This is a genomic window from Pedobacter xixiisoli (assembly GCF_900215335.1).
GTDB lineage: Bacteria > Bacteroidota > Bacteroidia > Sphingobacteriales > Sphingobacteriaceae > Pedobacter > Pedobacter xixiisoli.
The window spans coordinates 502,103-516,359 of the sequence record NZ_OCMT01000004.1 but is presented as its reverse complement, the minus strand read 5'-3'; the positions used below and the strand labels follow the sequence as shown (position 1 = coordinate 516,359).

Below are 14,257 nucleotides of genomic sequence, written 5' to 3'. Positions count from 1 at the left end.
TTTATTTATTTTGGCAAAGATAAGCGTTTTTAAGATGATTAAACAGCCACCATATTTAAAAAAGGGAGATAAAATTGCGATTGTTTGTCCGGCAAAGAAACTTCCCAAACCTATTGATAAAGGAATTGAGATTTTACAAAGCTGGGGATTGGAAGTGGTTTTAGGCAAAACCATTACTGGTTCGCATCACCAATTTTCAGGTACAGACGAGCTGAGAAAACAGGACATCCAGCAATTCCTAAACGATTCTTCCATTAAAGCAATCATTGCTGCTCGTGGTGGTTATGGTACTATCCGCATTATCGATGATTTAGATTTCACTGCTTTTAATACCAACCCGAAATGGTTGGTTGGCTTTAGTGACATTACTATTTTGCTTTCACACGTCTTTGCACAGTTCGAAACACAGAGCATTCATGGGCAAATGCCATACACCTTTGAAGAGAGCACTCCCGAAGCTTTAGAGAGCCTCAGAAAAGCTTTATTTGGCGAGAACGATACTTATACTTACCAAAGTGATTTTGCCAGCAGAGACGGGGATACAGAAGGAATTTTAATAGGCGGTAATTTAACGCTATTACTTGCCGTAGAAGGTTCTGTATCTGAAATGAATTTTGATGATAAAATTTTATTCATAGAAGATGTTGGCGAGCATGAATATTCGATAGACCGAATGATTAGGACCTTAAAACGCAAAGGGAAATTAGCAAAGTTAAAAGGCTTGGTAGTTGGTGCTTTTAACGAAGTTGGCGAGGAAAGTATTTACTTTGGTCAAACTCCCGAAGAAGTAATTTGGGAGCAGGTTGCTACGTACAACTATCCCGTTTGCTTTGGTTTTCCATCTGGCCACATTGCCGATAACAGGGCAATGGTTTTGGGCAAATCTGTATCTTTATCCATCACAAAAAATAACGTAACATTTAAATACATCTAAAATATACATGGCAATTTTTGACACCTTAGGCAAATACCGCAATACTGGTTTATTAATTTTAAGAGTTGGCCTTGGCGCCATGATGATGGTTCACGGTTTACCTAAAATTATGGGTGGCCCCGATACCTGGACTGGATTAGGCAGCAGCATGAAAGTAATTGGCATTAACTTTTTACCAACCTTTTGGGGCTTGATGGCAGCACTTGCTGAAGGGATGGGAGGCTTTCTGCTATTATTAGGTCTATTCTTCCGTCCGGTAAACATGTTGTTAGCTTTTACCATGCTGATTGCGGCACTAGTTCACTTTGGCAAAGGTGAAGGCATTATGGGTGCTTCTCACGCTATTGAAGTTGGCATTGTGTTTTTCAGCTTGATCTTTATTGGCCCTGGAAAGTATAGCGTGGATAAGAAATAAACTTAGATGATTTTACTTTCGCGATGATTTAATACATCTCGAAATTCTATCAAATAAAAAGGGAGGCTAAATGCCTCCCTTTTTATTTGATTATCCTTATTAATCGTTTTGTTTTGTGTTTGTATTCGCTTGTATTTCTGCACGAGGAATAACCCATTGCCATCTTGGGTCTCCTGCCGGAATAACCATTACGTCACCTACAGAAGCTGCAACAAAATTAGGTGCAGTTCTACGGTCTAAACCTCTGTTCAAACGTTTCAAATCGTAAAACCTATGTCCTTCGCCCCAAAGCTCAACCCTTCTGTATACTAAAATCTCCTCTATCAATGCAGCTCCACTATTTGTAGATAAGGCATAGCTTGCATTTCTAGTTCTATTTAAGTCGTATAATTTTTGTCTGGCCTCTACCTCTCTTCCAGGAATATTCGCCAAAGCTTCTGCCAATGTCAAATAAACTTCTGCCAAGCGGATATAAGGTACATCGCCTAACGTAGTATTAGCTGTTTTAACCTTAAACTTTCTACTCATATAGTTTTCTCGCTTAAAATTAGCTGCTGGAAGTGGAAAATTAGCTGCAGTAGGTGTTGGTTCCCACATCTTCTTTCTAACGTCGGTACTAGGTATCAAAGCATATAATGCCGAATTGATACGCTTAGGCCTATCACGGATAAATGTTGTGTTTCCATCTAGAGATATCTGAGCATGATAGTTAGCAAAAGTATCTCCCTGATCAGCCTGCAAATACACCCCCCATATCCATTCCGGATTAGAAATATCGTTAAATCCAGATTGATACTGTGCTTCCGTCATCAAAGAATACTTGTTATTAGTAATTACAGCTTGCGCAAATGTTGCTGCCACTTCATACTCTTGCATGGTTAGGGCCACATTAGCTTTAACTGCCCTAGCTGCATCAATACTAATATGCGATTTGTTTTCAGCTAAAGTTGCTCCATTGAACAAATCAATTGCATTATCTAAATCCAAATTAATTTGAGTATACACTGCTTCTACACTAGAGCGAGGAAGATTAATTTGTGTAGCACTAAGCGGCATAGATACACCTAATTGGTTATTCGGCTTAGAGGCCTTATCGTATCTCTTTGCAAAAAGCCTAACTAAGTTATGATAAGCCCAAGCTCTCACCGTTAATGCTTCAGCCTTTAACATTCTTTTCTCTGCATCAGGACCTTCAGCAGCATCTACATTATCGATAATACGGTTTGCATTACCCACAACACGATAATAAAACCTAAAAGGAAACTCTACCCAAATATCGGATTCGTTACGCATTTCAATCCAGTTAGCAGCTCCGTTAGCAGCATTGGTGTACCAAGATTGAACGGCTAAGCCGATATCTTCACCCATAAAATCTAATTGCAGCATCATACCTCCATGCCCAGGTTGATTCTGGGTAGAATACTTGGTGTACATGTAACGATAAATACCGTTCATCACATTTTTCGTATTGGTAGTTGTAGCAAAAATAGTTGCCTCATCAGTACTCGAAGTAGGCACCGTATCTAAAAATTCCTTTTTGCAGTTACTAAAAAGTACTGTAACAAAAAGCAATATCAATTTTAAACTAATTCTTTTCATTTTTTAAAAATTAAAATGTCACGTTTAATCCTGCACTTACATATCTGTTTGGTACGTAAATATTACTGTTGGTACCATTAAAGCTTTCCATTGGATTTAAACCTTTTCGTTTCGAAAACATATAAATATTCTCGCCGCTAGCAAAAACTCTAATTCTTTGAAGACCTGTTTTGCTTACCAAACTCTTAGGGATATTGTAACCTAGCGTTACATTTCTGATACTTAAGTAAGATGCATCAATCAAAAATCTTGAAGACTGCGTATTATAAGTGCCATAGTTTGCAATATCTAAACGTGGGGTATTGTTATTTTCTCCAGGTGCCGACCAAGAATTTAATGCATCTTTATGTACTGAAGTTCCGTAAGAAAGACCAAATAAGCCTGCGTAAATCGAATCGTAGAATTTACCTCCAAGTTGATAATTAAGTAAAAACGAAAGAGATATGCCTTTATATGTAAAAGTATTATTTAATGAGCCGAAGTAATCTGGTATTGCTGAACCAGAATAATCCCAAAGTGCATTGTTAGGATTTGAAGTTACATTAACATTGTTTATTGTCTGCGAACCTGTTGCTGTAGCAGAAACAGATGGGTCTCTTAACCACAAAGCCTGGCCATTTGCCGGATCTGCTCCATACCATTGTCTCAAATAAAAGGCATAGATATCATTTCCCTCTTCTAAACGCTTGGTTCCAGAAGTAATTGGATTGCCACCAGGCAGTGACGTAATTTTATTTTTCACAAAAGTGTTGTTCAATTGTACATCCCACTTAAAGTCTTTACCCCTAATTACTTTTGCATTCAATAAAATCTCAAAGCCTCTGTTAGACATTGCACCTATATTTTCGGTACGGGTAGTAACTACCGAAGACAATCCAAATGGCACATCAAATAAAAGCTGAGAAGAACCTCTTTTAAACCAGTCAATCGAACCGTCTATTCTATTGTTAAACAAAGCAAAATCCAAACCGGCAGTAAATGTCTTATTAACTTCCCAAGTTAAATCTTCGTTGGCTAATTTTGTATTTAAAGCCCCTGGCTCTGTTGCGTTGTTATAAGTTATGCTATATAGCGCTTGATACTCGTAGTAAGTATCCAAAGCATCATTACCAACAGTTCCATAAGCTGCTCTAAGTTTCAAGTTACTTAACCAAGAAAGGTCTTTAAGGAAGCTTTCGCTTGTTAAATTCCAAGCAGCACCTACAGAATAAAAATCTCCCCATCTAGATTTAGGGCTAAACCTCGAAGAGGCGTCTCTTCTGTAAGAGACATCAGCAAAAATTTTATTGTTGAAACCATATTCTACCTTAGACAAATAGGCATCTCTTCTCAAATTAGTCATTGAACCAGACAATCCGTTTAACGTAACATAGTTTACCAACTCAATGTTTCCATCTAAGTTCATTAACCTTCTATTACCTGATAAGAAGGTATTGTCTACTTTCTGGATTTCGTGACCCGCTAAAGCCTTCACACTATGCACTCCAAATTGACGCTCATATTTCAATAGTTGGTTAAACGAAACGTTTCTATACTCATTTGATGAACGTGTAGAAGTACCTGCATTGGTTACTCCATCTCCTACCACTCTACTTTGTGCAGATGTACCTCTAGTATTTGCTAAATCTATAGCTAAGTTTGTTGTAAACTTAAAGTGCTTTAAGAATGATATTTCAGCAAAAGTTCTACCTGTAATACTATTTCTTCCACTTCTATTGGTATTCAATAAGGTTTCGTAAACCACATTTCTACCTGGATAAGCACCGCTAGGCCTTCCTACAGCGCCTGGATGCATACCATAATCATACATATGTACACCTTTACTATCCAAAACTGGCTCACCTGTTGCTGTATATGCTCTTACAGGATAAATAGGCCCAATGCCCCTTGCAAACACAAATGGATTCACATTAGAGCCCGTATTGTCTGAAGTTGCGTTAGCTAGGTTGCTATCGCTTAATGAACCTGCTAAATTAACCCCTAATTTCAACCATGATTTTGGAGTTGAATTTACTGATATCCTACCGTTGATACGCTCAAAATCAGATCCGATAATAAACCCATTATCTTTTGTATAACCTAACGATACATAATAATCTGATTTTGCTTGTTTTGCAGAGTAGTCCAAAGAAGCTTCATTTCTAGCTCCATTATTTTGCATTTCACCAAACCAATCAAAATCATTGTATAACAGGCTAGCATTAGCATTCAACTTACCATCATTAGTTACTAACTGGTTGGCTGGTACATTGAAAGGGTTATACACCAATTGTGTGCCTACATTATTGTTAGCATAGGTTATCGCAGCAGCTTCAGTATCTCCATTGCTATACATTCTATTGTTTTTTAAGGCTTGCCAAAATAGCGGGTAATAATCGTAAGCATCTACTCTGTCATACTCTTGTATAGCTCTGCTGCTAATTCCCGTAGTGTAATTTACATTCAATTTCGGATCGGCAGTGGCACCCTTTTTGGTGGAGATGATGATTACACCATTTGCTGCCCTAGCACCATATAGAGCCGTAGAGGAAGCGTCTTTTAAAATGGAAATACTCTCGATATCATTCGCATTGATGTCGCTAATGTTTCCTTCATACGGAAAACCATCTACTACATACAATGGCGAGTTGCTGGCATTCACAGAACCAAAACCTCTAATCCTAATGCCTGCATCAGCACCTGGCTGACCATTACCTGAACTTGCAGAAATACCTGGCGCTGCACCTGCCAATGCTTGTGTTACGTTAGAAATTACTCTAGATTCTAATTGTTCAGCGCCAATTTTAGCAACAGAACCAGTAATTGATTCTTTTTTCTGAGTTCCGTAGGCCATTACAACCACATCATTCAAAACATTGGTTTCCATTTCCATTACAATACTTAAGTTGTTAGCCGAACCGATGCCAACTTCCTTTGTTTTAAAACCAATAGAAGAAATTTCCAAGAGGCCTGCATTAGATGGAACTTTGATTGAGAAAGAACCGTTTGGCGTAGTTGCCACACCAACCGTAGTTCCTTTCACTTTTACAGATACTCCAGGAATTGGCAATCCATCAGTACCCGTAACTTTTCCTGTAATCACCTTCTCTTGTGCAATGGCATTCGCAGCCACGAACAAGATGATGAAGAAAAATTGTAGAATTTTTTTCATTATAAATATGTGTTAGTTTTTAAGAGCGGCGAATATAGAGACAATTATCTTCGCCAAGACTAACTTTTTAGCTACAAAAATTGATGTTTGATAATTTTTAGCTATTTATAGGGAAAAATTAAAGCCATTACGACAGCTTTCCAACAAAAAGTTGTCATAAGCAGTGAAAAACTCACCAGAACTAACCTTTTGAATATCAACAACAAAAACAAGGAATATTTATAAGGTCTTTTACAGTGATAAAAGGTATCGAATTCACTTTCAGATTTAAGCGGATAAAGAAAAACTAATTGTAATATTTTAGAAGCAAAAGGGAGTTGATTTGATTGAGCTATCAAAAATAATATGAAGAGAAAACAATATAGATCTATTATATAAATTATCACATCCTATAAATATGCTAATTGCTAGGAGCTTACTTAAGAGTTCTCCCATCTGGATAAACACAAAAATATTTATAAGAACTACTACTTATAAGTTGAAATTAGCTTGGTTTTATTCCGTTTTTATATATCTAGAACGATTGATGTACTATACAATAGCCTTTTAATTTTGTATATTTAATGATGTTTAATCTTTAATTTTCAATATATGAAAAAGCAATTATTTATTTGTATAAAACTGCTTTTAGCAAGTTTGTCATTAAATGCGCAATTTTTAGCTGCAACAGAAGTAGTATCGGGAGTTCCTTTAACATCAAAATCATCAGGACAGACTGACAATACGCCTTATCTTCATAATGAAACATTTAACGGTTCCGTAAAATTTGCAAATCAAAAAAGTTCTGAAAACTTAGCGCTGCTTTACGACTTAAATGCGGATGTTCCTTTGGCCGTAGACAAGCAAGGTAGATTTTTAAAATTCAATGAGCTACCTATTGAATTCAGCTACTCAATTCCAGGTAAAGGTACATATACTTACAAAAGAGATTTCCCAGCAATTGATAAATTTGCTGAACGAGACTTTTATGAAGTACTTATTGTCGGAAAAATTCAATTGCTAAAGAAGACCCGAAAAAGTTTTACTGAATCGATCCCTTATGGTTCCGCTACGTTAGTTAAAAAAGCAGTATATGCCGATTTTTATTACCTCTTTGATGGAAAAACAATGACAAGAATTAAAAAAGACACCAAATCTCTTGCGGAAAAGCTAAAAGAACCTAATTTATCACATTATTATAAGGAAAATAAAAACAAGTTTGCTACAGAAGAAGATTTAATGATTGCTATTGTTGAAGAACATAACAAAATGAATTAATTAACTCTACATACCTTTCAATTTAGCTTACAATAAAAATTAGTTAAAAAAACTCGACAGTACAAAGGTCGGGTTTTTCTTTTATAAGCCACACTTACAATCTAGATACTAAGGATTTCGCAGAACTTCTCTCCCCGATACAGTTGATTAAAACGAATCATCAAATCGTTTTCAAATATCAATAAAAGTATACACTTTCGATTACATTATTTTATTAAACAGATTCGCATACCATTTACTAGTGTTAACAGATAAAACGCAATTATTGTATTCAAGTAAATTGAAACTTCCTAATAGGAAATCTATATAAAAAAAGGTCTCTTTGAAAAATTTCAAAGAGACCTTTTAAGGCTAATTAAAAAGCTATTTCTAGAAAGTATTTACCAAATTATTGGTATTCAATTCTGAAAGAGGAATTGGGTAAGTGTAACGAGCATCAGTTACAGGAATTGATGAACCTGCACCGAATGAAGGCAAAGCAGTTGCTCTTCTTGCTAAGTCATTATATCTAAAGCCTTCCATTAGAAGTTCAATTCTTCTTTCTTTAAGAATCGCAGCAAGCAAATCAGCAGGAGTAGCTAAAACACCGAAGTTATAAGCAGCATCTGAACGATGTCTAACAGCATCTAAAATTGCTCTAGCTCTTACTAAATTTCCTCCCGTAACAGATGCTTCACATTCTGCAACGTTCAATAAAACTTCTGCATATCTAATAATACCAGCATAGTCCAAGAACGGGTTAACCGCACTATGCTTAGTTGGATAGCGATAAAGTGTTCCAGAAATTGTAGCGCTAGCAGTTAAATTAGCTTTCCTAGCATCAGTAGTAGGCCACGCAGGATCTGCATAGATACCAGCTCCTGTAGTATTGAGAGAGTACTCTAAATTACCACTACCGTCCCAACTAAAGTAATAGCCAATTTGATTTTGAGTTCCAGGCGCATTAGTATCTGCAAATGGAAGAGAAAAAATAGACTCGCTTGTTGTATAAGGCGCTGCAAAAACAGCCGCAAGAGTTGGCTGTAGAGCATGTGCTGCATTTGTTGCGTTTTGGAATGGTGCTGTTTGAGGCACCAATTTGTTTCCTTCTACTAAAGCAGCTGGATAATTACCCATAGCCATTAAAACTCTTAATTTTAAAGCTATAGCTGTATTTTTATGCGCTCTAGTTGTTCTAAGCAAAGCAGTACTGTAGGTGGCTGGCAAACCTGTCTCAGCTTCATTCAAATCTTTAAGGATTTGAGCATAAACAGCGGCTACTGTGCTACTCTTCAGAGCGTTATTAGCTAAAGATTGCTCTGGAGTCAAACGTAGTGGAAGTCCTCGAGAAGCACCATTATCTGTCACATAAGGTTTAGCAAAAATTTGAATCAATGAAAAATAACTCAATGCTCTAATGAATTTTGCCTCTCCTTCATAATTTGCCTGTAATGCGGCAGTAAGCACTCCCGGGTTATCTGTCAAGCCCTTTAAAAATAAATTTACTCTATTTATGGTCAAATAACCTTGCGACCAAAAATTCGCAACATAAGAGTCTGAGTTATTATTAGTTCCCTGATAAACAGTATAACCAGTTACACCATTACTCAATCGATTTACGAATTCCTCTGCTCTAATATCATTGTAAATTTGATATCTACCTCCTAAAAAAGCGCCACTTTTAGTAGACACATAAAGACCATTTACCTGTCCCAATATTCTTGTCGGATTTGCAAAAGCATCACCATCCGGCAACAATGTTTCCGGTGCAGCAACAAGAAAATCCTTTTTACATGAAGACAACGTTCCCAACAAAGGAACTGCAAGCATAGCTATAGCAGCCATCTTCAATTTATATGTTCGTATTTGAAAAATTTTCATTTTATTCTATTTAAAATCTTATAATCCTAAACTAAGTCCAAAAGTAAATGTTCTTCCCTGAGGAACACTGTTACGCTCTATACCCGCAGAAGTATTAGAATTTCCATTTGTAGATATCTCTGGGTCAACGCCGGTATATCCTGTAATAATAAATGCATTGTTTACCGATGCATAAACTCTTAATGAATTTAAACCAGTTTTCCCAAAAAGAGTCCTAGGAACTTTATAACCTAAAGTCGCAACTTGCAAACGAAGGAAGTCTCCTTTTTCCACGTTAGCATCAATAGCAAATGAAGAACCATTTGAAACGTTATCTCCATAAACTCTTCTAGGGATATCTGTTTGTTGACCTGCAGCAGTCCAAGCATTCAGAATTTCTGTCGAGTTATTCCAAAAACGTTGATCTAGTAAACCAGACCTAGTTCCATTATAAATATAGTTACCACCAGAGTAAGTAAACATTACATTTAAGTCAAAGTTACCATAAGTAAAGGTGTTATTAAAACCACCATACCATTTAGGTAATGTATTTGCAATCACCTGCGCATCACCAGAAACAGCGGCTGCTTGAGTTCCATCCAAATAAGTCCAAGCTGAAGTTCCACCGAAATGTTGATATTGAACTTCTCTTCCAGCGGCATTGATAAATATTCTTCTACCATTATCTGGATTTACACCAGCAGTTTTAACCGCATAAATACTTCCGATAGAATACCCCGGTTTAGTAACACTAGCAGACTCTAGACCTCCAGTAGAAGAGATGATTTGTGTAACATTTGGATCTAGCGCAGTTACTTCATTTTTAATAGTAGTTAAATTTAAACTAGTAGTCCAATTGAATTTAGCGGTTTTAACAGGATTACCAGCTAAGGTAAATTCAAAACCTTTATTATACATACCACCAACGTTGGCAAGAATTGTTCCCCCAGGAATACCCTTAGAAGGAGCTTGCGGCACATTGATTAATAAATCATTGACTGTTTTCTTGAAATAATCCGCTTCGAAAGTAATTCTATCATTCAAGAAACCTAGATTTAAACCAATATCTACCTGGCTAGTAACCTCCCATCTCAATTCTCTATTGCCAGCCTGATTAAATACCCAAGCAAAAGGAATTGCACCATATAACGCAGGGCTATAAGTAGTAAATTCATTATATGCACCTACGTTACCATTACCTACTTTACCATAACTTGCACGAAGACGTAAAGTACTTACTGTTTTGGCTAATGATGAATTTTTGAAGAAATCCTCTTGAGCTACCGCCCATCCAATTGATCCTCCTCCAAAGTTACCCCATCTGTTTTCAAAAGCTAAACCTGAGTTACCATCTCTTCTAAAGTTACCGCTGATGAAATATCTGCTTTTGTAATTATAGCTAGCACTTGCTAAATATGATTCAATAGCAAACTCACTAATACCATTACCCGATGGCGTATTAGTTACAAAAGTTCCTTGAAATTGATCAAAGAAAGTAGGATCACCTAAATTTGTACGGGTAGCTCCCCAGTTATCAGTTCTAGTTTTTTGAACATCAGAACCGACAGTTAAATTTAAATTATGATCACCTCCGAATGTCTTGTTATAAGATAGGGTGTTAATCCAGTTCCAGTTATTTCTTCTTTGATTATTATTAGCAGCAAGACCACCGTTAGTAAAGCCATCGCCAGATCTTGGATTCCAGAACTGAATGTTTTCAGTGTTACTTCTATCCCAAGAGTAATTTGTTCTAAAAGTTAAACCTTCAACAATTTTGAACGTTGCACCTAAATTGGTTAAAAAACGAGTACTTTCAGAAGTATTTCTATCTTTTTCAACAATTACCCTAGGATTCGCCCAAGTTGAAGGCACTAAGTTTGCATAAGCACCTAGATATTGACCCGATAGGTTATAATCCGTACCTGCAGCATTCAACACACCTACGTTAGGTGCTGCCGCAATAGCAATACGACCCAAACCTGAAGAGTTAAATGCAGCTCCAGGCACAGAACCACTATTTGGAGAGTTGTTTACACTATTTGTATAGGCTAGATTTAGATTTAACTCTAACCAGTCAGTAGCTTTATGGGTAAAGTTACCACGACCAGAATATCTTTTAAAGTTATTAGCTCTAATAAAACCATCTTGATCAGAAAGACCACCAGAAACAAAGTATGTTGTTTTAGCAGATCCACCGCTCAATGTTACACTATGATTCTGAGACATTGCAGTTCTGTACACTTCATCATACCAATTAGTTCTTACTACTGAACCATCAGGGTTGTAAGCAAGGAAAAATCCATTACCATTTGCATCTCTTTGTGCAGCAGGAACAACATTAGGGTTAAGAACTAAAGCGTTTTTAAGAGCGATGTTCTTCGAATCTACATACTGTTCGGCACTTAATAACTCTGGTAAACGCACAGCCTTAGTTGTACCGAACCATCCATCGTAAGTTACCTTAGCATCACCAGTTTTACCTTTTTTAGTAGTGATTACCAAAACACCAGCTGCAGCTCTAGATCCATAAAGTGCTGTAGAAGCAGCATCTTTTAAGATATCAATAGACTCGATATCAGCTGGATTGATATCACCTAATGGGTTATTTGCAGCAGAGTTTGGAGATACGTCACCTGTTGGAAAAGGAATTCCATCAACAATTACCAAAGGAAAAGAGCTTAATGAAATTGAACTTACACCCCTTACACGAATTACTGGAGGATTATTCAAAACACCGTTAGGCTGCACAATGCTTACACCCGCAGCTTGACCAGTCAAACCCTGTGTAAAACTTTGAACAGGTCTGTCTTTTAAATCATCTCCTTTAACAGAAGAAGCGGCACCAGTAAAGTCTTTTTTTCTAGTTACACCATAACCAGTTACTACGACTTCGGTTAAGTCTTTAGAATCTGGAGAAATCGAGACATTTATTGTAGTTGAAGATCCAATCGTTACGGTTTGAGAACCAAAACCGATTGAACTAAATTCTAATGCGGTTGCATTAGCTGGAACAGATAAGGAGAACTTTCCATTTGCGCCTGTAGAAACGCCAACGTTAGTACCCTTTACTTTTACACTCACGCCAGGAATTGGAAGACCGTCTTCTTTTGACGTAACCGTTCCTGTGATTGTTCTATTTTGCGCTATTGCCGAAGTGGCAACAAAAAGCAAAATGAACAAACTTTGTAGAAGTTTTTTCATAAACTTTTAAAAATTTAGGTTAGTTAATAGTTAATTATTAGCCTAAGATATATACATTCCCAATGTAACACAAATTTTATTTAACATTTTTTAACAAACATTTTTAAATTTAACATTCTCTTTTATCGTTAGTAAGATAAAAACTTTAAATAATTCTTAACGGTTTATAGTAATAGCGCAGATTAAACCGTTTTTCTCAGAAACTAAATATATAGCCATTTAACTCTCCAAAATTTTAAAACATTTACACCTTATTAGCGTAGACACTCACCCGCTTACATAAAAAAAAGGGGAAGCTAACACTTCCCCTTTTTTACACTATTTAATGATTGTTATTTCCAACTCGGATTTTGCTCCAAAGCATTATTTGCGTTGGTTAAAGTTTGAGTAATCGGGAAAGACCACTCTCTCGCTGTTGGCGCTAAAGAGCACGTTGTAATTGGCGACTGGTTTTGCACACCACATGTACTTCCTCTTTGTAGAGTCCTAGTTGTTCTCTTTAAATCAAAAAACCTATGACCTTCTCCTACAAACTCTCTTCTTCTTTCGTTTGCGATAGCTTCAATCAGTGCTGTCCCTGTTAACGATTCGCCAGGATAACCTGCAATTCTAGCTGTACGCAAAGTATTTAGATCTGCCATTGCTAACGCTTCATTAGCCGGAGAACCAGCTGCATAAGCCTCCGCCCTGATCAAATACAACTCTGCTGTTTTCATAGCCACAAAGTTTGCATTTGCATTCGACAAGGTACCTTTACCTCTATACTTAATTAAGGCTAAAGCCTGTGGAATTGCGGTCGATGGTCTAACATTGGCAAAATAAGCCGAATATCTAATATCACCCGTCCTAATTAAACCAGTTGTACCAGCTAATGTTACAATTTCTAATGCCGGTCTAAAATAGCTCTGTGTCTGAGTAGCAAAAAACACTAAGTTAGTTGGTCCACCTTGGTTTGCATCAAATTGCACATTCCAAATAATCTCACCTACCGCAGATTGGTTATACATACCTGAAAATGCAGTTTGGGTATTTGCCAATGCAGGAGCTAATGAAATCCCAGCTGTAGCTGAAGCAATGGCTTCTGGATACATTTTTGCATATAGATAAACTCTTGCTTTTAACAAGTGAACAGCAGCTAAAGACAATCGTGGCCTACTAGTGGTGAATCCCGCATTAACAGAGGTTACATCAATATCGGCAAGAAATGTTTGAGCTTGGGTTAAGTCAGCTAATAATTCATCATAGAAAACTTTATTATTAAGTCTCGAAGGCTTTGCATTAACATCCACTTTAAATTCCTTACTATAATTCAGGGCCAAGGTTGTTGTGCTATTTCTATCATAGTTTTCAGCAAAATACTTGAACATATCAAAATGCGCCAAGGCTCTCAAAGTCAAAGCTTGCCCCTTAATTCTGTTTATCTGCTTTGCATTAGTTGCGGTAGCAAATTTATCGATATTTTGCAATATGATATTTGCGCTAGAAATCACTTTATAACCAGCATTATAGAATCTGGTAATTTGATCTTCATTGATCTGAAAAACCAATTGAGACATTGGTCTTGAATTTGCCAATGACTGATTTGTCTCGAACAAATTATCGCTCATCACATCTGGCATCAATGCAGAAACACTTCCCGTACCGCTTCCAGAACCATAATAATCAGCTGCTCTTAAGCCTGCATAAGCGCCATTTAAGATATGCTCCACTTGAGTCATATTAGACGGATTGTTCTCCGCATCAAGGGTGAACTCTGGTGTTAGCTCAACAAAATCTTTCTGACAACCACTAAATGTAAGCGCACCCACCATGGCTAAAAAAGCCACTTTTCTATATTTAAATCCTTTATTACTAAACATAA

General features: G+C 36.8%; 8 protein-coding genes. 3 read left to right on the top strand and 5 right to left on the bottom strand.

The window, feature by feature from the left end; genetic code table 11:
• The first annotated feature begins 34 nt into the window (after positions 1-34).
• Positions 35-934 (top strand): S66 peptidase family protein, encoded by a 900-nt coding sequence (locus tag CRO54_RS18365; protein ID WP_097133534.1) that lies wholly within the window; start codon positions 35-37, stop codon positions 932-934.
• 7 nt (positions 935-941) lie between these two features.
• On the top strand, positions 942-1,349 hold the full coding sequence (locus CRO54_RS18360; RefSeq protein WP_097133533.1) for a DoxX family protein: 408 nt from the start codon (positions 942-944) through the stop codon (positions 1,347-1,349).
• Between the two features lie 99 nt (positions 1,350-1,448).
• Here the strand turns inward: CRO54_RS18360 and CRO54_RS18355 are convergent, their stop codons facing one another.
• Together CRO54_RS18355 and CRO54_RS18350 are read right to left on the bottom strand one after the other, a co-directional pair.
• Positions 1,449-2,948 (bottom strand): RagB/SusD family nutrient uptake outer membrane protein, encoded by a 1,500-nt coding sequence (locus CRO54_RS18355; RefSeq protein ID WP_097133532.1) that lies wholly within the window; start codon positions 2,946-2,948, stop codon positions 1,449-1,451.
• Between the two features lie 10 nt (positions 2,949-2,958).
• Complete coding sequence (locus CRO54_RS18350; RefSeq protein WP_097133531.1) at positions 2,959-6,099, bottom strand: SusC/RagA family TonB-linked outer membrane protein; 3,141 nt, start codon at positions 6,097-6,099, stop codon at positions 2,959-2,961.
• A 591-nt stretch (positions 6,100-6,690) separates the two neighbouring features.
• Between CRO54_RS18350 and CRO54_RS18345 the strand changes: the two genes are divergently transcribed.
• The gene (locus tag CRO54_RS18345) at positions 6,691-7,356 is read left to right on the top strand and encodes a hypothetical protein (RefSeq protein ID WP_097133530.1); all 666 of its coding nucleotides are present in this window, start codon (positions 6,691-6,693) and stop codon (positions 7,354-7,356) included.
• A gap of 369 nt (positions 7,357-7,725) precedes the next feature.
• Here the strand turns inward: CRO54_RS18345 and CRO54_RS18340 are convergent, their stop codons facing one another.
• The 3 genes from CRO54_RS18340 to CRO54_RS18330 form a co-directional block, all read right to left on the bottom strand.
• On the bottom strand, positions 7,726-9,216 hold the full coding sequence (locus tag CRO54_RS18340; RefSeq protein ID WP_097133529.1) for a RagB/SusD family nutrient uptake outer membrane protein: 1,491 nt from the start codon (positions 9,214-9,216) through the stop codon (positions 7,726-7,728).
• Between the two features lie 18 nt (positions 9,217-9,234).
• Positions 9,235-12,396: a SusC/RagA family TonB-linked outer membrane protein gene (locus CRO54_RS18335; protein WP_097133528.1), complete on the bottom strand. Its 3,162-nt coding sequence runs from the start codon at positions 12,394-12,396 to the stop codon at positions 9,235-9,237.
• A gap of 332 nt (positions 12,397-12,728) precedes the next feature.
• Positions 12,729-14,255, bottom strand: coding sequence for a RagB/SusD family nutrient uptake outer membrane protein (locus tag CRO54_RS18330; RefSeq protein WP_097133527.1), 1,527 nt, complete (start codon positions 14,253-14,255; stop codon positions 12,729-12,731).
• Positions 14,256-14,257 lie beyond the last annotated feature (2 nt).